19 protein-coding genes and 1 other RNA gene are annotated in these 18,464 nt (G+C 62.4%); 12 read left to right on the forward strand and 8 right to left on the reverse strand.

Features of this window, described 5'->3' with window-relative positions:
• Positions 1-9: 9 nt before the first annotated feature.
• The gene (locus tag ACEN84_RS05255) at positions 10-1,296 is read left to right on the forward strand and encodes a hypothetical protein (protein WP_413710217.1); all 1,287 of its coding nucleotides are present in this window, start codon (positions 10-12) and stop codon (positions 1,294-1,296) included.
• Positions 1,281-3,449 (forward strand): glycosyltransferase family 2 protein, encoded by a 2,169-nt coding sequence (locus ACEN84_RS05260; protein WP_413710218.1) that lies wholly within the window; start codon positions 1,281-1,283, stop codon positions 3,447-3,449. The genes ACEN84_RS05255 and ACEN84_RS05260 overlap by 16 nt, the downstream gene beginning before the upstream one ends.
• Positions 3,450-3,456: 7 nt before the next feature.
• Here the strand turns inward: ACEN84_RS05260 and ACEN84_RS05265 are convergent, their stop codons facing one another.
• Both ACEN84_RS05265 and ACEN84_RS05270 read right to left on the reverse strand, forming a co-directional pair.
• Positions 3,457-3,831, reverse strand: a complete 375-nt coding sequence (locus ACEN84_RS05265; RefSeq protein WP_112719861.1) for a hypothetical protein — start codon at positions 3,829-3,831, stop codon at positions 3,457-3,459.
• A complete protein-coding gene (locus ACEN84_RS05270; RefSeq protein ID WP_199629053.1) occupies positions 3,828-4,322 on the reverse strand; it encodes an SRPBCC domain-containing protein in 495 nt (164 codons plus the stop codon). The genes ACEN84_RS05265 and ACEN84_RS05270 overlap by 4 nt, the downstream gene beginning before the upstream one ends.
• A 54-nt stretch (positions 4,323-4,376) precedes the next feature.
• Between ACEN84_RS05270 and ACEN84_RS05275 the strand changes: the two genes are divergently transcribed.
• The gene (locus ACEN84_RS05275; protein WP_130282013.1) at positions 4,377-4,700 is read left to right on the forward strand and encodes an ArsR/SmtB family transcription factor; all 324 of its coding nucleotides are present in this window, start codon (positions 4,377-4,379) and stop codon (positions 4,698-4,700) included.
• Between the two features lie 48 nt (positions 4,701-4,748).
• Here ACEN84_RS05275 and ACEN84_RS05280 read toward each other — a convergent pair whose 3' ends face one another.
• The gene (locus ACEN84_RS05280) at positions 4,749-5,945 is read right to left on the reverse strand and encodes an MFS transporter (RefSeq protein ID WP_413710219.1); all 1,197 of its coding nucleotides are present in this window, start codon (positions 5,943-5,945) and stop codon (positions 4,749-4,751) included.
• Positions 5,946-6,223: 278 nt separating this feature from the next.
• Between ACEN84_RS05280 and ACEN84_RS05285 the strand changes: the two genes are divergently transcribed.
• Positions 6,224-6,625 (forward strand): hypothetical protein, encoded by a 402-nt coding sequence (locus ACEN84_RS05285; RefSeq protein WP_112719865.1) that lies wholly within the window; start codon positions 6,224-6,226, stop codon positions 6,623-6,625.
• A gap of 4 nt (positions 6,626-6,629) precedes the next feature.
• Here the strand turns inward: ACEN84_RS05285 and ACEN84_RS05290 are convergent, their stop codons facing one another.
• Positions 6,630-7,550, reverse strand: coding sequence for a LysR family transcriptional regulator (locus ACEN84_RS05290; protein ID WP_413710220.1), 921 nt, complete (start codon positions 7,548-7,550; stop codon positions 6,630-6,632).
• An 84-nt stretch (positions 7,551-7,634) separates the two neighbouring features.
• Here ACEN84_RS05290 and ACEN84_RS05295 point away from each other — a divergent pair, with 84 nt between their 5' ends.
• On the forward strand, positions 7,635-7,799 hold the full coding sequence (locus tag ACEN84_RS05295) for a hypothetical protein (protein WP_413710221.1): 165 nt from the start codon (positions 7,635-7,637) through the stop codon (positions 7,797-7,799).
• A gap of 1 nt (position 7,800) precedes the next feature.
• On the opposite strand, the gene ssrS is transcribed toward ACEN84_RS05295, so the two are convergent.
• The 3 genes from ssrS to ACEN84_RS05310 all read right to left on the reverse strand — a co-directional run bounded on the left by ssrS (position 7,801) and on the right by ACEN84_RS05310 (position 8,686).
• Positions 7,801-7,959: non-coding RNA, 6S RNA (gene ssrS, locus ACEN84_RS05300), on the reverse strand.
• Between the two features lie 60 nt (positions 7,960-8,019).
• Positions 8,020-8,397 (reverse strand): cell division protein ZapA, encoded by a 378-nt coding sequence (locus tag ACEN84_RS05305; RefSeq protein ID WP_112719867.1) that lies wholly within the window; start codon positions 8,395-8,397, stop codon positions 8,020-8,022.
• A gap of 13 nt (positions 8,398-8,410) precedes the next feature.
• Positions 8,411-8,686 carry a DUF4164 domain-containing protein gene (locus ACEN84_RS05310; protein ID WP_112719868.1) on the reverse strand — a complete coding sequence of 92 codons (276 nt, stop codon included), beginning with the start codon at positions 8,684-8,686 and terminating at the stop codon, positions 8,411-8,413.
• A gap of 341 nt (positions 8,687-9,027) precedes the next feature.
• On the opposite strand from ACEN84_RS05310, the gene tkt reads away from it, so the two are divergent.
• The 7 genes from tkt (at position 9,028) to ACEN84_RS05345 (ending at position 18,276) form a co-directional block, all read left to right on the forward strand.
• Positions 9,028-11,001, forward strand: a complete 1,974-nt coding sequence (gene tkt, locus ACEN84_RS05315) for a transketolase (RefSeq protein ID WP_112719869.1) — start codon at positions 9,028-9,030, stop codon at positions 10,999-11,001.
• Positions 11,002-11,063: 62 nt separating this feature from the next.
• Positions 11,064-12,074, forward strand: coding sequence for a type I glyceraldehyde-3-phosphate dehydrogenase (gene gap, locus ACEN84_RS05320; RefSeq protein ID WP_413710222.1), 1,011 nt, complete (start codon positions 11,064-11,066; stop codon positions 12,072-12,074).
• A 91-nt stretch (positions 12,075-12,165) separates the two neighbouring features.
• On the forward strand, positions 12,166-12,663 hold the full coding sequence (locus tag ACEN84_RS05325; protein ID WP_413710223.1) for an N-acetyltransferase family protein: 498 nt from the start codon (positions 12,166-12,168) through the stop codon (positions 12,661-12,663).
• A 285-nt stretch (positions 12,664-12,948) separates the two neighbouring features.
• Positions 12,949-14,817 (forward strand): potassium/proton antiporter, encoded by a 1,869-nt coding sequence (locus ACEN84_RS05330; RefSeq protein WP_413710224.1) that lies wholly within the window; start codon positions 12,949-12,951, stop codon positions 14,815-14,817.
• Positions 14,818-14,887: 70 nt separating this feature from the next.
• Positions 14,888-16,087, forward strand: a complete 1,200-nt coding sequence (locus ACEN84_RS05335; protein ID WP_112719872.1) for a phosphoglycerate kinase — start codon at positions 14,888-14,890, stop codon at positions 16,085-16,087.
• A 237-nt stretch (positions 16,088-16,324) separates the two neighbouring features.
• A complete protein-coding gene (locus ACEN84_RS05340; RefSeq protein WP_199629047.1) occupies positions 16,325-17,245 on the forward strand; it encodes a fructose bisphosphate aldolase in 921 nt (306 codons plus the stop codon).
• Positions 17,246-17,358: 113 nt separating this feature from the next.
• Complete coding sequence (locus ACEN84_RS05345) at positions 17,359-18,276, forward strand: PhzF family phenazine biosynthesis protein (RefSeq protein WP_413710225.1); 918 nt, start codon at positions 17,359-17,361, stop codon at positions 18,274-18,276.
• Here ACEN84_RS05345 and ACEN84_RS05350 read toward each other — a convergent pair.
• Positions 18,273-18,437 carry a hypothetical protein gene (locus tag ACEN84_RS05350; protein WP_165402722.1) on the reverse strand — a complete coding sequence of 55 codons (165 nt, stop codon included), beginning with the start codon at positions 18,435-18,437 and terminating at the stop codon, positions 18,273-18,275. The genes ACEN84_RS05345 and ACEN84_RS05350 overlap by 4 nt on opposite strands.
• Positions 18,438-18,464: the final 27 nt, after the last annotated feature.

Below are 18,464 nucleotides of genomic sequence, written 5' to 3' on the forward strand. Positions count from 1 at the left end.
GACCTGGATATGGTTTTGCGTACACTCATGATTGCGGCGGTGCTCGCTATCGCGGCACCTGCCTTCAGCACTGCGGCCATGGCAGACGCCAAACGCGCCGAACTCGCCTGCACCCTCTGCGATGGCCTTGCCGCGCTGATGACCGGCGAACCCGAACAGGCCTTCGTGTTCCGCAGCTTCGAACCCGCCAATGGCGGATCGAAACTGCACCCGGCGCTCGACAATACCGGCTTCACCTATGACAACGCACTGGCGATGATGGCGCTCTATGGCTGCGGCCGCGCCAGGGAGGCAAAACGCGTCGCCGATGCGCTGGTTCTGGCGCTGGAAACCGACCGCCACTACCACGACGGACGGCTGCGCAATGCCTATCGCTCCGGCCCGGTCATCCCGGGCAAGGACGGCATGCTGCTTCCCGGCTACTGGAGTACGGCAAACAATTCCTGGATCGAGGACGGCTATCAGGTCGGCAGCGCCACCGGCAGCATCGCCTGGGGCGCGCTCGGGCTGCTCGCCGCCTATTCCGAGACCGGCCAGACCGCCTATCTCGATGGCGCCCGCAAGATCATGGACTTCATCCACCGCTCGACCGCCGACCCCAAGAACCCCGGCTATTTCGGCGGCTTCTTCGGCCACGAACCGACACCCGATCGCATGACCTGGAAATCGACGGAGCACAATCTCGACATCTATGCCGCCGACCACTGGCTGGCGACGATCGACGAGGCCGGCGACTGGGAGCATGACGGCGAGAGCGCCAAAGACTTCCTCGATGCCATGTGGAACAAGGCCGAGGGCCGCTTCTATATCGGCAGCGTTCCCGACAGCAACGCGCCCAACGTCAACATGTCCGGTCTCGACGCCGAACTCTGGCCGCTGATCGCCGTCGAGGACTTCAAGGCGAAGGCACCGCAGGTGATGGAATGGACCGAAGTCAATCACGGCGTTCCCGGCGGCTTCGACTTTAACAATGACCGGGACGGCATCTGGCTGGAGGGCACGGCACAGGCGGCTCTCGTCTATCAGGTGGTCGGCGAGCCGCAGAAGGCCGAGCCGCTGTTTCAGACCATTTCGACGCAGATTTCTCCGGAGAAACTCATCTACGCCACCGTCGACGAACAATTGACCACAGGCCTGCAGGTCGGCCCGAATTCGGAACCCGGCGACTTCAAATATTACCGGCTGCCCCATGTCGGGGCGACGGGATGGGCCGTGCTTGCGGCGCTCGGCATCAATCCCTTCCGTGCAGATTCCTTTGCGGCAAAGAACGAGGAAAAGCCATGTCCCCAGAAGTAGTCACGCTTTCGGATGCCATCCTGTTCTCACTGATCACGCTGGCACTGATCCTCGCCTGCGCCCTGCTCCTCGACAGCCGCAAGGGCAAGGATCGCGTCGTCTTCGGCACGATCCTGATCCTGATGCTCGCCAACTACGTCTATTTCCGGCTGACGACAACGCTGCCGGATTTCGACTGGAGCGCCTACGCGATCTGGCCGCGCATCTATCTCGCCTTCGAGGCGGTGGTGATCCTCTATACGCTGCTGTCGATCGTCTTCTTCTTCCGCCGCACCGATCATACCGGTGCTGCCGACGCCAGCGAGGCGATGATCTCGGCGATGGGAAAGCCGCCGGCCGTCGACATCTTCATCTGCACCTACAATGAGGACGTCACCATTCTGGAGCGGACGATCCTCGCCGCCAAGGCGATCGACTACGGCAACTTCACCATCTGGATCCTCGACGACGGCCGCCGCCAGTGGCTGCGCGATTACTGCGCCGAGCTCGGTGTCCGCTATCTCACCCGCGACGACAACAAGGGCGCCAAGGGCGGCAATATCAACAATGCCATCCGCTGGTCGAAGCAGATCACCGACGCCCCCTTCATCCTGATCCTCGATGCCGACTTTGCGCCGCAGCGCGCCATCCTGAAACGCATCATCGGCCAGTTCATCGATCCCGAGATCGGCCTGATCCAGACGCCGCAATTCTATTACAACGCCGATCCGGTGCAGCACAACCTCCTGGCCTCCAAGGCCTGGGTCGACGACCAGCGCATCTTCTTCGACGTCATGCAGCCTTCGAAAGACGGCTGGGGTGCGGCCTTCTGCGTCGGCACCTCCTGCGTCGTGCGCCGCGATGCGCTGGAGCTGATCGGCGGCATGCCGGAGGAAACTGTCACCGAGGATATCCACCTCACCTACCGCCTGATGCAGAAGGGCCTGCGCACCCGCTGGCTGAACGAGCGCCTCAGCGTCGGCCTATCGGCGGAAAGCCTTTCCGGCTACATCACCCAGCGCTGCCGCTGGTGCCTCGGCACCATCCAGGTTGCGCTACTGCGCGACGGCCCGTTCTTCGGCCGTGGCTACACGGCGATGCAACGGCTGCATTATTTCCACGGCCTGCTCTTCTGGTTCTGCCGGCCGTTCATGCTGCTCTTGATGGCGGCGCCGATCCTCTTCTACTTCCTCGGCCTGCCCGCCATCCTGATGGAACCCGAAGCCTTCTTCCTTTACGCGCTGCCGATGGTCGGCGCCATGTGGACCTTCCATGCCTGGGTATCCGGCTGGCGCAGCCTGCCGCTTTTCACCGAGGTCTCGCAGATGGTCTCAGCGATCCCGATCACCATCGCCATCTGCCACGCGATCGCCCATCCCTTCGGGCGGCCCTTCAAGGTGACCGCCAAGGGCGAGGACCGCACCCGTGTCGACATCCTCTATCCAATCGCCACGACCTTCGCGCTGATCATCATCCTGACCTTCACGGGCATGCTGAACGGCCCGCTGCTGAGCAATTACAGCGGTCTCGACAGCTTCAGCGTCGCCTGGGGCATGGTGGTCATGGTCTATGCCTTCGTCTCGATGCTCGTTTGCATCGAGCTGCCGCGCGAGCCGCTGGATGCCATCCGCTTCCCGCTCGGCCGCAAGACGGCGATGACCTGCAACGGCCAGGCGTTCCCCTGCACCGTCGATACGCTGTCGCTGACGCAGGCCGAGATCAGCCTGCAGCAGAAGCGGATGACCGCCGACAGCCGCATCGGCGACCTGCTGCTGTTCTCGCCCTTCCCGGGCTTCGATGTCGCAGGCCGCATCGAACGCGTCGATCAGAACCGCTCGGTCTTTACCGTCTCGATCGTTGCGGTGAAGGAACGGCGCGAGAGCGAGGAAATCCATGCGCATCCGGCGATCGTGCGGCGCAAGATGATCCAGCGGCTCTATAGCGAGATGCCGGAGGCGATGCCCGGCCGCGCCTATCCACTCGCCGCCATGGGCGCCCTGTTCAACCGGATGTTCCAGAAGCCATCGGCCTATGCCGGAAAGACGCGAACGGCAGCCAATACGGTTGCCGTCCGCCGTTCGCGCTGGAGACCGTCACCGGGCGGCGTGATTGCCGGCGGCGCAAAGGCGCTACCTGCACCCGCCCGCGGGCTCATGCCACCAGCAGCCGAATAGTCGCCTGTCAGGCAGCCGGCGGCTCCCAGGTGCTCTCCTCGCGAACCATGTGAACGATGTTCGCGGGGTTGAGAATCCAGCCGCCACGGAAGCTCTCGCCGAGCGGCTCGATCGCGTCGCACCGGCGGATGCCGGACCGCTGCAGGTGATCGGCAGCCTTGTCGAAATCCGGCGTGAAAAGCTCCAGCCAGACTTCGGCCTGGCTCATTCCCGGCGCCTCGTCGATCCAGAGCCGGATCGGCCCGAGCTCGAAGCCGCGCGTGCCGTCATTGCCGATCTCCTTCAGCTTCACGACATCGCGGTAGAAATCCAGCACCTCGGCATATTGATGCGTCGGTACCTTCATGGCGACATCCACGCCTCCATACAAAAGTTCGCTCATGACAGCTTCTCATAATCCGGGGCTTCGGCCGGCACGCCTCGCATCTCGCTGAGAAACATGCCGTCACGCAGGTTGATACCGTATTCGACGAAGGCCTTCATGCAGCAGAGCATGTTGCTCCAGCCTTCACAGTTGAGATAGGTGCCGCGCCGGCCGGGATCGTCCTCTCGCCAGCCGTTCTCGGAAATCGTCACCATCGTCCCGCCATCGTCGAGCGCATCGAACTTCATTTCGACGGTCGTCTTGTAGCGGACATTGTCGGCATCGGTGCCGCCGTCCCAGCGCAACACGATCAGCTCGTCCTGCACGAGATCGATGACCTCGACGGGCGCATCCTTCCACCAGGTCACCGTCGTACCCTTCACCAGCGGCGCGCTCGCTCCACCAACCGTCGTGAAGTAGCTCGAAAGCTTCTTGGGATTGACGACGGCATCGAACACCTCAGCCGCAGGGCGGCCAACGCGGCCACCGACACGAATTGCGAGGGACATGACACCTACTCCTCTCTCATTGCCAATGGGGTCATTATGTTATAAAAATATAACATGTCAAGCGAATCGCAAAACGACCCGGTTTTCAAGGCCCTTGCCCATCATCGCCGCCGCGAGATTCTGGATCTGTTGAAGGATGGCCCGCGCACGACGGGCATGCTCTGCGAGAGCTTTCCCGAAATGGACCGCTGCACCGTGATGCAGCACCTGAAGGTTCTGGAAGAGGCTGATCTGGTGATGGCCAAGAAAGAAGGCCGCGAGCGCTGGAACCACCTCAACAGCCTGCCGATCAAGCAGATCTACGACCGCTGGATCAGCGCCTATGCCGGCCACTCGCTGTCGATCATCGATCGCCTCAGGACCGATCTCGAGGACTAACGAAAACGGACGCCGAGGCGCCCGTTTCATCATTCCATTTCTCGCAGATCAGGCTGCCTTCCGCAGCGGCCCGGCAACCGGTTGCGCCTCGCGGCGGTCGAGAGCGGCGCTCCGCAGCGTCAGGAGCAGCGCACCGGCAACCAGGATCGCGCCGACCCATGGCGTTGCCTGCAGGCCGAGGCGAGACTCGACGACCAGACCGCCGATCCAGGCACCAAGGGCGATACCGAGATTGAAGGCCGCGATGTTCATGGCCGAAGCGACGTCGACGGCGGCCGGGCGAACCTGCTTGGCGAGCTGGACGACATAGAGCTGTAGGCCAGGAACATTGGCGAAGGACAGGAAGCCGAGGGCAGCAAGCGTCGGGATCGTCAGCCAGGGCGACACAGCCGTAAAGCTGAAGAGCAGGAGCACGGCAGCCTGCGCCACGAACAGCCAGGTCAGCGCTGCCACCGGGTCGCGATTGGCAATCCGGCCGCCGACAATATTGCCCGCCGCGATCGCCAGGCCATAGAGCACCAGGATGAGGCTTACCGAGGAAGCCGAGAAGCCGGTGACTTCCTGCAGGATCGAGGCGAGGAAGGTGAAGGCAACGAAGGTGCCGCCATAGCCGAGCGCCGTCATGGCAAAGACGATCAGCAATCTACCACTACCAAGCACGCCGGCCTGTTGGCGCAGCGTCGCCGGTTCGGCCTTGCTGAGCGTTGACGGCAGGAGAACGGCGATCGCGGCAAAGGCGATGATGCCGAGACCGGCGACGGCAGCAAAGGTGGCGCGCCAGCCGAAAGTCTGGCCGATGAAGGTGCCGAGCGGAACGCCCGTGACGATCGCTACCGTCAGGCCCATGAACATCATGGCGATTGCCGATGCACGGCGGTTCTCCGGCACGAGATCTGCAGCGATGGTCGAGCCCACCGAGAAGAACACGCCATGGGCAAAGGCAGAGAGCACGCGGGCGACGAGCAGCGGCGCGTAGCCGGGGCTGAGCGCCGCCAGCGTGTTACCGACGATGAAGAGCGCCATCAGGCCGAGCAGCAGCGGCTTGCGCTCGATACGCCCGGTCAGCGCCGTCAGAATGGGCGCACCGAAGGTCACGCCGAGCGCATAGACGCTGACGATCAGGCCGGCGAGCGGCAGGGTGATGTGAAGGTCCTGCGCAACGGTCGGCAGCAGGCCGACGATCACGAATTCCGTTGTTCCGATCGCATAGGCCGCGACCGTGAGCGCAAAAAGAGCAAGGGGCATGATGAGAAATCCGATAGCTGTGGCGCCCGGATAAAACGGGCAGCCTTTCTTGTTCGGATCTCCATATGGATGATGGCGGCGCCCGGCATAATCGGGCGGCAGCGCCCAACACTTGTGAATTCAATTCATCAAACGGCATTAATTCGCAGCTATCAAGAATGCGCAGTTTGTAAGAATCGGAAACACATTGTGACTAAACCGTTGCAAAGGCAGGTATTTTCCGACTTGCGGCGCAGAGATACATAACGGATATTGCATACACTTTCGAGGACCCGTTGATGATCCGAATGATTCAAGACCCTGCGGAATTGGCCGGCGAAGACATCACCGGAAAATATATCCTGCGCAAACTGAACTATCACTGGTTCGCCTATGGCAAGGCGGCGATCGTGACCGAATGCAAGGGCACCATCCTGCATCTCGACCGCGAAGAGACCGTCTATTCCGAACGCTGGGGTCGCCGCGCCTATACCGGCACCGGAAAGCGCTATCCCGGCGGCATTTGCCCGATCTCGGCCGTTGCCTGCATCTGCGATACGCCCGATGACGTGAATGCCGTCATCCAGCTGGATGTCGATGCCCAGGAAGAGTTCTACCAGCTGATCGCCAAGGCCGAAGCCCGCGTCCAGGCGCTGGCTTCAGCCTCGCAGAACACGGTTTATCTGGCAGCCGCCGAATAGACCGTCAGCCGGCGGAAGCCGTCTCTTCAAGCAGCCACTGGCGGAACAGCGCGACGGAGGATTTCTCCAGCGCTCCCGCTGGATAGAGCATCGCATAGTTCAAAGCCGCCGGCTGCTGCTCGATGAAGCAGCGCTTCAGGGTGCCTGAAGCGAGACCCGAACCGGCAAGCGAACTGCGCACCAGCGCAAAGCCCTCCCCGCGCCCGCATGCCTCCAGCATCTCCTCGAACGTATCGAAGACCTTCGCCTCGCGAACCGCTGCGGTGATGTCGTAGCCGGCAAGCTCCGGCGCGTGGGGATCGCCGCCGATCTGCTCGAACCAGAGCTGCCAGTCGAGCACGGTATGGCGCATACCGCGATAAACAAGCAGCGGCGCCGCGCGGATCGCGCCTCTCTTCGGAAGCCGGGCGGAGACTTCGGGGGCGCAGACCACGAATTCATCGTCGAGCAGCAGCGGTTCCGTCACCACCTCCGGCCCACCGCGGCCAAGCCAGATCGCCAGATCGGCATTGGCAAAATCCGGCCGCTTGTAGCTGACCGCGATCTGCACCTCGATCTTCGGATAGCGGCGGCAGAAGCTCTCGAGCCGCGGCGCCAGCCACTGGCTGGAAAATTCCGGTGTCGTCGTGATCGCAAGCGACGGACTGGCACTTGCCGCCCGCGCTTGATGTAAGGACGTCTCAAGGCTCTGCAGCGCCGCAGCAATATCCGGGTGCAGCTTCAACCCCGCCGGAGACAACCGCGCACCGCGCCGTCCACGCTCGAAAAGCCGCTCGCCGAGCCATCGCTCGAGCTGGGCGATCTGGTGGCTGACCGCGGTTTGCGTCAGCCCCAGCCTTTCAGCCGCCCGCCCGAAGCCGCCGGTTTCGGCGATGGCGCAGAAGGCCTGCAGGGTCGATAGCGGTGGCAGCGGCCGGCTTGACATGAAAATCTCTCATGAAAGATCAGAGCGAGTTTCATTATACGCAAACAGGACGCCTGCATAAACTGGCCTCATGGGAGAAAAACCATGACGCTATCGATGAATATTCTGAATGCCTGGATCAAATCCGCCATCGCCGCATGTGTACCCGCAGGCAAACAGGCGCCGGCACCGCAAAAGGCGCAGGGACTGAGCAATCATTTGAAGGAAGACATCGGCATCGGCGATGCCTCGCCCCGCGCCGGAAAATGAAGTGCGATCCGCGGCAACCGATGGATGTTTACGATCCTGGGTGCCTACAAACGTAGGTGGGCGCCATATGTCCAAGCCCACGGGCCTGGTCAGGGACAGCTCCCTTTGGATCGAGTATGGCCCCAGGGATTGTGGTTCCTGTCGAGAGGCGCAGATCGCAGGCAATATATAAGGAGGTTCTGAGGACTGCGCCAGTGGCAGCGCGTGCTGTCCCGGCGAATTAATTCAGCTCGGCCGGCGCCCGGTTGTTGAGCTTTTCGGTGATGATGCGGATGTGGTTCGTCACCTCGCCGAGCGCCTGCGCCAGCGTTTCCTCGGTGCGCGCCGTCGCCGCAACCACGGTGTCGCGATTGCTGCGCAGACCTTCGAGCTCGGCCTCAAGACCCGCCACACGGCGCGTCAGCTCGGCAATCTCGTCCATCACCATGATACCGGCCATGACCGTGATCCGGAGATCGCCGATTTCGCCGAATTGGCCCTTGAGGTGGCCGACATAGCCGTCGAAGCGGTTGGCGAGATCCGTCAGGTGGCCTTCCTGGCCTTCCTCGCAGGCCATGCGATAGGCCTTGCCGTCGATCGTTACCGTCACCTGCGCCATATCGCTGCTTCCTTTATCGGTCCAGAACCGCGCGGATGGTTTCCATCGCCGTTACCAGGCGGCGGGAGACCTCGCGGTTGACCTCTTCCAGGCGGTTCGCACGGAATTCCGCCTGATCCAGCTCCTGCGCCAGCTTCGAACGGTCGGCATGGACCCGGCGCACTTCGCTCTCGATGTCGCCCTGCTCGCGCTGGCGTTCGATGCGCATGTCGACGGCATTCTCCAGGCCGGAGATGGCCTGTTTGAGCTCGCTCAGCGCGGTTTCCATGGCAGTGCCTGTGGGCGTCATGTCTTAAGTCCGGTGTTCCCGCAGAAGACCTGGCGAATCGGCAAAGGGTGCCGGTTCAGTGTTTTCAAGAGGATATGCAGCTAGCCAACTGCCCGTCAATAAACGGGATATGGGGATACACGGCCTATTCTGTGGATGACCGAAATTGAAGCAGTCTTCCCAACGGATTGGTCTTTTGTAAAATTTGATGGTCAAATGTTAAAAATCGTCGCACCCGGCCCGGATTCGGCCCGCAATTTATTGACTTGGCCGTTCCAACTGCTATGTGTCACCCCGCTCTCATCGATGGTCTTCAGAAGGCTCGAGGCCATCCCCCGACACCCGGAACCCGTGGAATAGCCATGACCTCTCCTGAACAACACGACCGGATGGCAAATGCGATCCGCTTCCTCGCCATGGATGCAGTCGAAAAGGCCAATTCCGGCCATCCGGGTATGCCGATGGGCATGGCTGATGTCGCCACCGTCCTCTTCAGCAAGTATCTCCGCTTCGACCCGAAGAAGCCGCATTGGCCGAACCGCGACCGTTTCGTCCTCTCCGCCGGCCACGGCTCGATGCTCCTCTACTCGCTCCTCTATTTGACCGGTTACCCGGACATGTCGATCGAGGACCTGAAGCAGTTCCGCCAGCTCGGCTCCAAGACCGCCGGTCACCCGGAATACGGCCACGCAACCGGCATCGAAACGACGACCGGCCCGCTCGGCCAGGGCATCGCAAACGCCGTCGGCATGGCGATCGCCGAGCGCAAGCTGCGCGAGGAATTCGGTTCCGACCTGCAGGACCACTACACCTACGTCATCAACGGCGACGGCTGCCTGATGGAAGGCATCAGCCATGAGGCGATCGCTCTTGCCGGTCACCTGAAGCTGAACAAGCTGATCCTCTTCTGGGACAACAACTCGATCACCATCGACGGCGCCGTGTCGCTGTCGGACTCGACCGACCAGATCATGCGCTTCAAGGCGGTTCACTGGAACACGATCGAAGTCGACGGTCACGACCAGGCTGCGATCGCCGCTGCGATCGAAGAAGCCCACAAGTCCGACCGCCCGACCTTCATCGCCTGCAAGACCGTCATCGGCTTCGGCGCTCCGAACAAGGCCGGCAGCCACAAGGTTCACGGTTCGCCGCTCGGCGCTGAAGAAATTGCTGCTACCCGCAAGGCACTGAACTGGGAAGCCGAACCCTTCGTCATTCCGTCTGACGTTCTCGACGCATGGCGCACCGCCGGTGCCCGCTCGGTCGATCTGGTCAAGTCCTGGGAAGCTGGCCTCGCTAAGTCGGCCCACAAGGCCGAGTTCAGCCGCCGCTTCGCCGGCGACCTGCCGGAAGGCTTCGACGCTGCGATCAGCGACCTGAAGAAGAAGATCGTTGAGACCAAGCCGACCGTCGCCACCCGCAAGGCTTCCGAGGACGTGCTCGAAGTCATCAACGGCCTGCTGCCGGAAACGCTCGGCGGCTCCGCCGACCTGACGCCTTCGAACAACACCAAGACCAGCCAGATGGTCTCGATCACCCCGACAGATTTCGCCGGCCGCTACATGCACTGGGGTATCCGCGAGCACGGTATGGCCTCTGCCATGAACGGTATCGCGCTGCACGGCGGTCTGATCCCCTACGGCGGCGGCTTCATGATCTTCTCGGACTATTGCCGCCCGCCGATCCGCCTCGCCGCCCTGATGGGCATCCGCGTCGTCCACGTTCTGACGCATGACTCGATCGGCGTCGGCGAAGACGGCCCGACCCATCAGCCGGTCGAACAGGTCCCGAGCCTGCGCGCCGTACCGAACCTGCTGGTCTTCCGTCCGGCAGACGTCACCGAGACGGCGGAAGCCTGGCAGATCGCGCTGAAGACCAAAAACCGCCCGACCGCTCTGGCGCTGACCCGTCAGAACCTGACGACAGTTCGCACCGAATATTCGGAAGAGAACCTGACGACCAAGGGCGCCTACACGCTGGCCGGCAAGGCCGACGCCAAGGTCACGATCTTCGCATCGGGCTCTGAAGTCGAACTCGCCGTTGCTGCCCGCGCCACGCTGGAAGCCAAGGGCGTTTCCGTCCGCGTCGTTTCGGTCCCCTGCACCGAGCTGTTCTTCGAGCAGCCGGACGCATACCGCAAGGAAGTGCTCGGCAACTCGCCGGTCAAGATCGCAGTCGAAGCCGCCGTTCGCGAAGGCTGGGATGCGTTCATCGGTCCGGAAGGCACCTTCATCGGCATGAAGAGCTTCGGCGCTTCCGGCCCGGCCAAGGACGTCTTCAAGCATTTCGGCATCACGGCCGACGCCGTCGTCGCTGCTGCAGAAGCCAAGCTTTAAGGGGAGCGCGCAAGCGCTCCTCCACCTTATCCGCAAGCCCCATGTCTAGGGAGTGAATGCACATGACTGTAAAGGTTGCCATCAACGGCTTCGGCCGCATCGGCCGCAACGTTCTCCGCGCTATCGTCGAATCCGGCCGCACCGACATCGAAGCCGTCGCGATCAACGACCTCGGTCCGGTCGAGACCAACGCTCACCTGCTGCGCTACGATTCCATCCACGGCAAGTTCCCGGCTGAGGTGAAGGTCGAAGGCGACACGATCACCGTTGGCGGCGGCAAGCCGATCAAGGTGACCGCCGTTCGTGATCCGGCACAGCTGCCGCACAAGGAACTCGGCGTCGACATCGCGATGGAATGCACCGGCATCTTCACCGCCCGCGACAAGGCCGCTGCCCACCTGACGGCCGGCGCCAAGCGCGTCATCGTTTCGGCTCCTGCCGACGGTGCCGACCTGACCGTCGTCTTCGGCGTCAACCACGACCAGCTGACCAAGGAACACCTGGTCATCTCCAACGCTTCCTGCACGACGAACTGCCTCGTGCCGGTCGTGAAGGTTCTCGACGACGCCGTCGGTATCGACCACGGCTTCATGACGACCATCCACTCCTACACGGGTGACCAGCCGACGCTCGACACCATGCACAAGGACCTGTATCGCGCCCGCGCTGCAGCCCTGTCCATGATCCCGACGTCCACGGGCGCTGCCAAGGCCGTCGGCCTCGTCATGCCGCACCTCAAGGGCAAGCTCGACGGCACGTCGATCCGCGTCCCGACCCCGAACGTCTCGGTCGTCGACTTCAAGTTCGTTTCCAAGAAGGCAACGACCGTCGGCGAAATCAACGAAGCCATCAAGGCTGCTTCGAACGGCAAGCTGAAGGGCATTCTCGGCTACACCGACGAGCCGCTGGTTTCCCGCGACCTTAACCATGACAGCCATTCGTCGATCTTCGCGACCGACCAGACCAAGGTCATGGAAGGCAACTTCGTTCGCGTCCTGTCCTGGTACGACAACGAATGGGGCTTCTCGAGCCGCATGTCGGACACCGCAGTCGCCTTCGCCAAGCTCATCTAAGCTTCGCTTTCGCGAAAAGCAGATCGAGAGAACGGCCCGGGAAACCGGGCCGTTTTGTTTTAGACGGCAGCAGAAAAGGGAGAGTGGCATCATGGTGGATCTCAGAATTCGAGAAGCGCGCGCGGCAGACGCCGATGAACTCACCCTGCTCCTCAACGAGATCATCGCCGCTGGCGGCACGACCGCCATGGAGGTTGCCCTTTCGCCCGCAGAATTCAGGGAATGGTTCATCGACGGACCATCCGTCTTTGCCTGCCATGTCGCCGAAGCTGACGGCCGCCTTGCCGGTTTCCAGGAGATCAGCCGCTACGGAGACCTGCCCGAGGGATGGGCCGACATCGGCACGTTTTCCCGCATACGCCCCAAGATCCCCGGCGTCGGCACCGCGCTGTTTGCGGCAACGCTTACGGCAGCCCGCTCGCTCGATATAGAGTTCATCAACGCGACGATCCGCGCCGACAATACCGGCGGTCTCGCCTATTACGGCAAGATCGGCTTCGAGACCTACAGCACCACGAAGGATGTGCCGCTGCGCGATGGGACGCCAGTCGACCGCATCAACAAGCGCTATCGGGTCGCCTCAGCGTAAGTGCCCGCACTTCTTTGACAAAAACGGCAAGCTTATTTGCTCCTGCCCTGCTCTCGCCCGATTTGCCTATACATTCTTTATAGAGAATCTCTCCCGTAGCATTCAGCGCGGTGATCCGTCCGGTTCATCGTTCAGCAGCATGACGCCGCAGGTAAGCAAGGTTAAGCCGCAAGGCCTACCCTTCCGGCCTGTTTTGCCGTTTACTGGCTGAAGGCAAGCAACGGACGAGGTTTGAGAGATGGCTGCGATTTCCGGGGGCGGATCGCAGCGCGGATGTGAAAGGGGATGGACGTGGAAGCATTCTATATCGTCGTGCTGGTTTCGACGGCGCTGGTGCTTCTTGCGGCCTTCTCCAGCCTGCTCGCCTTCCGTTTCGGCGCCCCCTTGCTGCTGCTCTTCCTGGCAATCGGCCTGCTCGCCGGCGTCGATGGCCTCGGCATCGAGTTCAGCAACAACTATCTCGCCTATATCCTCGGCTCCATCGCGCTCGCCGTCATTCTTTTCGATTCCGGTTTCGGCACGCCGATACAGGCCTTCAAGCTCGCGGCGATCCCGTCGCTGACGCTGGCCTCCGTCGGCGTCCTGATGACCGCCGCACTCGTCGGCTTTGCCGCCACCTGGCTGCTGAACTTCAGCTGGCTGGAAGGCATGCTGCTCGGCTCGATCGTCGCCTCGACCGATGCCGCCGCCGTCTTCTTCCTGCTGCGCATCGGCGGCATCAATATCCGCGACAAGGTGCGCTCGACGCTGGAAGTCGAATCCGGCACCAACGACCCGATGGCAATCTTCCTGACCATCGTTCTCGTCGAGCTGCTGGCCAGCGGCGAAGGCTATTCCGGCATCAACCTCTCCATGCTCGCCCTCTTCATCGAGGAGATGGGGCTCGGCGTCATTCTCGGTATGCTCGGCGGCATGATGATCGCCCAGGTCGTCAGCCGCCTCGACACCGATCGTGGCCTTACCCCGATCTTCGTCCTCGGTCTTGCAATGCTGGTCTTCGCCTTCACCGGCGCCGTCGGCGGCAGCGGCTTCCTCGCCGTCTATGTCGCCGGCATCTATGCCGGTAACCGCAAGCTTCCGGGCCTTGCCGCCATCAAACGCTTTCAGGACGGCATGACCTGGCTGGCGCAGATCATCATGTTCCTGGTGCTCGGCCTGCTCGCCACACCCTCGCAGTTTCCGGCCATCATCCTGCCCGCCGTGGCGCTCGCGCTGTTCCTGATCTTCATCGCCCGCCCGTTGGCGATCTGGCTGTCGCTGCTGCCCTTCGACTACACCCAGCAGGAGATCGGCTTCGTCGCCTGGGTCGGCCTGCGCGGCGCCGTCTCGATCCTGCTCGCCATCATGCCGATCCTCGGCGGCCTGCCGAACGGCCATGTCTATTTCAACGTCGCCTTCATCATCGTGCTCGTCTCGCTGCTGGTGCAGGGCTGGACGATCAAGCCGGTGGCGAAGAAACTCGGCCTCATCATTCCCCCGCGCATGGGCGCCGTTGACAAGGTCGAGATCGATCTGCCCGGCAGCGCCAATCACGAACTGCTCGCCTACCGCGTCATCAAGGACAGCCCGGTTCTGCGCGGCGAGCGCATCCCGCGCTGGGCAACACCCTCGCTCGTTATCCGCGACGGCAAGTCGCTGCGCTATCAATATGCGGGGCGCCTGCGCGAGAACGACCTCGTCTATCTCTTCATCGTGCCGAGCTACGCCCGCCTGCTCGACCGTCTCTTCGCCAGCAAGGCGCCGGTCGACGAGGACGATGCCGATTTCTTCGGCGCCTTCGCGCTCTCCCCCGTGCGCCCGGCGGCCGATCTCGACGCCGCCTACGGCCCAGGCCTGCTGAACGAATCCGAGAAGGGTCTGACGATCGCCGAGCTGATGCGGCAGCGTCTCGGCGGCAAGGCGGATTATGCCGATCGCGTCCGTCTCGGCTCGATCATCCTCATCGTTCGCGACCTCGACGACCAGGATCACATCACCTCGGTCGGCATGTCGCTTGAGGCCGTCGAACCGGCGATCACCCTGCCGATCTTCATCAATATGCGCGATATCATCCAGCGTGTTCGCGACAGGCTGAAGGGCCGTCACATGGCCGTTGCCGCGCATGGCGGATCGACCGCCGACAGCGACGAAAACGCACGCGAAAAGCACGGCTGAACACCTTGCGTCGCGGGGCGACCTTGCTATGGTCGGCCACCTTCCAAGGCACTAACGAACGGATAGTCCCATGCCAGCTTTCAAGACCCTCGACGACCTCAACGGCATTGCCGGCAAGCGCGTCCTCGTCCGCGTCGACCTCAACGTTCCCGTCAAGGACGGCAAGGTCACCGACGCGACCCGTATCGAGCGTGTGGCTCCGACGATCCTCGAACTTTCCGAAAAGGGTGCAAAGGTCATCCTGCTCGCCCATTTCGGCCGCCCGAAGGACGGCCCCTCGGCGGACCTGTCGCTGTCGCTGATCGCCCCTGACGTTTCCAAGGTGCTCGGCAAGCCGGTCGCGACCGCGACCGACTCCATCGGCGACGACGCTGCCGCTGCCGTTGCCAAGATGAAGGACGGCGACATCCTGCTTCTCGAGAACACCCGCTTCTACAAGGGCGAAGAGAAGAACGACGCCGATCACACCAAGGCGCTCGCCGCCAACGGCGACATCTTCGTCAACGACGCCTTCTCGGCCGCCCACCGCGCCCATTCCTCCACCGAGGGCCTCGCCCAGGTTCTGCCCGCCTATGCCGGCCGCACCATGCAGGCCGAGCTGGAAGCGCTGGAAAAGGGCCTCGGCAATCCGGCCCGTCCGGTCGTTGCTATCGTCGGCGGCGCCAAGGTCTCGACCAAGATCGACCTGTTGATGAACCTCGTGAAGAAGGTCGACGCCCTCGTCATCGGCGGCGGCATGGCCAACACCTTCATCGCCGCCCGCGGCACCAATGTCGGCAAGTCGCTCTGCGAACATGATCTCGCCGAGACCGCAAAGCAGATCATGATCGAAGCCGCCGCTGCCGGCTGCGCCATCATCCTGCCTGAGGACGGCGTCGTCGCCCGCGAATTCAAGGCAGGTGCGGCCAACGAGATCGTCGCCATCGACGCGATCCCGGCCGATGCCATGGTTCTCGACGTCGGCCCGAAGTCGGTCGAAGCCGTCAAGTCCTGGATCGAACGCGCCCAGACGCTGGTCTGGAACGGCCCGCTCGGCGCCTTCGAAATCGAGCCCTTCGACAAGGCGACCGTAGCGGCTGCGAAATACGCTGCCGAGCGCACCAAGGCCGGCAAGCTGACCTCCGTTGCCGGTGGTGGCGACACCGTTTCGGCACTGAACCACGCCGGCGTTGCCGACGACTTCAGCTACGTCTCGACGGCAGGCGGCGCCTTCCTTGAATGGATGGAAGGCAAGGTGCTTCCGGGCGTTGCCGTGCTCACCGGCAAGTAATCAGCAAACGCTGATTTGACAATTTTTACATGTGGATAGGACCGCGGAGGCACATCGCTTCCGCGGTCTTTTGCTCAGAGCGACTAAAACTGCCCAAACTTTCAAACGATTGAAACGAATTCAATCGTTTCAATGATTTAGCCTTCCATTCTCCCGTCCATAAACATCTGTTATCCGCGAATGACGGCCAGCGAGCCTTGAGGCGCGTAATGCGCAAACTTTGGGGATAGGAGCAGTATGGTAGACGCGAAGATGTTGAATAAGATGAGCTCTGCACCGGGCTTCATTGCAGCGCTGGACCAGAGCGGTGGCTCTACACCCAAGGCATTGCGTCTCTATGGCGTGAATGAATCCGATTACTCCGGCGACGACGAGATGTTTCGCCTGGTGCATGCCATGCGCGTCCGCATCATGAGCGCGCCCAGCTTTTCGGGCGACAAGGTCATCGGCGCGATCCTTTTCGAGCGCACCATGGATGGCGATGTCAACGGCCAGCCGGTTCCGTCCTACCTCTGGGAAAAGCGCGGCGTCGTCCCCTTCCTGAAGGTCGACAAGGGTCTCGAGGCTGAGGCAAACGGCGCTCAGGTGATGAAGCCGATGCCGGATCTCGACGCGCTGCTGATCCGCGCCCGGGAAAAGGGAATATTCGGCACGAAGATGCGCTCGGTCATCGCCCATGCCGATAAGGCAGGCATCGCCGCCGTCGTGAAGCAGCAGTTCGAAGTCGCGCGTCAGATCATCGGCCACGGCCTCGTCCCGATCATCGAGCCGGAAGTCTCGATCGACAGCCCGACGAAGCAGGAAGCAGAAGCCATCCTGCGCGACGAGATCCTCAAGGAACTGGACAAGCTTCCCGCAGGCGACAACGTCATGATCAAGCTGACGATCCCGACGGTTGCCGATTTCTATGCGCCGTTGATCGCCCACAAGTCGGTGATCCGCGTCGTCGCCCTTTCCGGCGGATACAACACCGAGGACGCCTGCGAAAAGCTCAGCCATAACCATGGCATGATCGCGAGCTTCTCGCGCGCACTCGCCGAAAATCTGCGCGTTTCGATGAGCGACGCGGAATTCGATGCGAGCCTGACCGCAACGATCGCCCAGATCTATGCGGCAAGCGTCGACAAGTCTCCGGCGCGCGAGAGCGCCCTCGTCTGACCAGCAATGGGCGGCCCGGGCCGCCCATTTTTCTTTGTCACGGCGACAAGTTTGCCCCTTCTGTCACAGGCGCTCCCGGCTAAACATCTGGGAAAGCCGAACGGGAGCCAGCCGTGCCCAATCTCTCCTACACAACACTCGACGTCTTCACCTCCACGCGTTTCGAAGGCAATCCGCTTGCCGTCATCACCGGCGCCGACGCGCTGGATACCGGCACGATGCAGAAGATCGCCGCAGAGTTCGGCTATTCCGAAATCACCTTCGTCCTGCCGCCGAAAGATCCGGCCAACACCGCGCATGTCCGCATCTTCACGCCGACCATGGAAGTGCCCTTCGCCGGCCACCCGAATGTCGGCACGGCCTATTTCATCGGGCAGCAGAGCGAGATCTTCGGCAAGCCCGTCGGCGATCGCCTGCGCTTCGAGGAGGCCGCGGGCATCGTCGAGGTCGATCTGCGCCGCAGCAACGGACAAGTGACCGCCGCGACCATCCGCGCACCGAAACCGCTGCAGACGGGCGCAACAGTCGCGGAAAGCGATATCGCCCGCTGCATCGCCATCCGGCCGGAGCAGATCGCCACTGCGCTCCACCGCCCGCTCTTCGTCTCCGTCGGCCTGGAATTTGCTGTTGCCGAGCTCGACAGTCTGGAGGCGCTTGCCGCAGCGGTGCCGAACCCTGCCCTGTTCCGCGAGGCCGCCGGCAACCGCAGCGAAAACAATCACGACTTCTCGCTGTTCCTCTATGTGCGCTCGAAGGAGAACCCCTGGCATCTTCGGGCGCGCATGTTTGCGCCGCTCGACAACGTCGCCGAAGACCCGGCGACCGGCAGCGCCTCGGCTGCCCTCTCGGCCTATCTGGCTTCCCGCGCGCCCGGAACCGACGGCCAGCAACGCGTCACCATAGAACAGGGTGTCGAGATGGGCCGCCGCAGCATCATCGAGGTTGATGTGACGAAAAACGGCGACACGGTCACCGATGTCCGGATCTCCGGCAGCTGCGTCTTCGTCATGCGCGGCGAGATCCTCGCCTAGCCGACGAACTCGCGGGCGATCAGCGCCACCGACCAGATCGCGAAAGCGACCAGCGCAATCTTCCAGAAGTCCATCCGGCGTCGCAAACCGGGCAGCCCCAGCGGCTTGATGATGTGTATGACCATGCCAAGGATGAGCAGCAATGCGAGCAGCTTGGTCATGGTTTTATTTTTCCAACATTATCAGAA

Origin of the sequence: Rhizobium sp. Rhizsp82 (assembly GCF_047325115.1) — a bacterium.
Classification (GTDB): domain Bacteria; phylum Pseudomonadota; class Alphaproteobacteria; order Rhizobiales; family Rhizobiaceae; genus Rhizobium.

Coding starts and splice junctions, on each gene's coding strand:
- ACEN84_RS05325 (WP_413710223.1), top strand. CDS start 12,166: ATGGTGGATCTCAGAATTCGAGAAGCGCGCGCGGCAGACGCCGATGAA.
- ACEN84_RS05310 (WP_112719868.1), bottom strand. CDS start 8,686: ATGACGCCCACAGGCACTGCCATGGAAACCGCGCTGAGCGAGCTCAAA.
- ACEN84_RS05350 (WP_165402722.1), bottom strand. CDS start 18,437: ATGACCAAGCTGCTCGCATTGCTGCTCATCCTTGGCATGGTCATACAC.
- ACEN84_RS05260 (WP_413710218.1), top strand. CDS start 1,281: ATGTCCCCAGAAGTAGTCACGCTTTCGGATGCCATCCTGTTCTCACTG.
- gap (WP_413710222.1), top strand. CDS start 11,064: ATGACTGTAAAGGTTGCCATCAACGGCTTCGGCCGCATCGGCCGCAAC.
- ACEN84_RS05265 (WP_112719861.1), bottom strand. CDS start 3,831: ATGAGCGAACTTTTGTATGGAGGCGTGGATGTCGCCATGAAGGTACCG.
- ACEN84_RS05340 (WP_199629047.1), top strand. CDS start 16,325: ATGGTAGACGCGAAGATGTTGAATAAGATGAGCTCTGCACCGGGCTTC.
- ACEN84_RS05305 (WP_112719867.1), bottom strand. CDS start 8,397: ATGGCGCAGGTGACGGTAACGATCGACGGCAAGGCCTATCGCATGGCC.
- ACEN84_RS05280 (WP_413710219.1), bottom strand. CDS start 5,945: ATGCCCCTTGCTCTTTTTGCGCTCACGGTCGCGGCCTATGCGATCGGA.
- tkt (WP_112719869.1), top strand. CDS start 9,028: ATGACCTCTCCTGAACAACACGACCGGATGGCAAATGCGATCCGCTTC.
- ACEN84_RS05275 (WP_130282013.1), top strand. CDS start 4,377: ATGTCAAGCGAATCGCAAAACGACCCGGTTTTCAAGGCCCTTGCCCAT.
- ACEN84_RS05285 (WP_112719865.1), top strand. CDS start 6,224: ATGATCCGAATGATTCAAGACCCTGCGGAATTGGCCGGCGAAGACATC.
- ACEN84_RS05255 (WP_413710217.1), top strand. CDS start 10: ATGGTTTTGCGTACACTCATGATTGCGGCGGTGCTCGCTATCGCGGCA.
- ACEN84_RS05270 (WP_199629053.1), bottom strand. CDS start 4,322: ATGTCCCTCGCAATTCGTGTCGGTGGCCGCGTTGGCCGCCCTGCGGCT.
- ACEN84_RS05295 (WP_413710221.1), top strand. CDS start 7,635: ATGACGCTATCGATGAATATTCTGAATGCCTGGATCAAATCCGCCATC.
- ACEN84_RS05330 (WP_413710224.1), top strand. CDS start 12,949: ATGGACGTGGAAGCATTCTATATCGTCGTGCTGGTTTCGACGGCGCTG.
- ACEN84_RS05335 (WP_112719872.1), top strand. CDS start 14,888: ATGCCAGCTTTCAAGACCCTCGACGACCTCAACGGCATTGCCGGCAAG.
- ACEN84_RS05290 (WP_413710220.1), bottom strand. CDS start 7,550: ATGTCAAGCCGGCCGCTGCCACCGCTATCGACCCTGCAGGCCTTCTGC.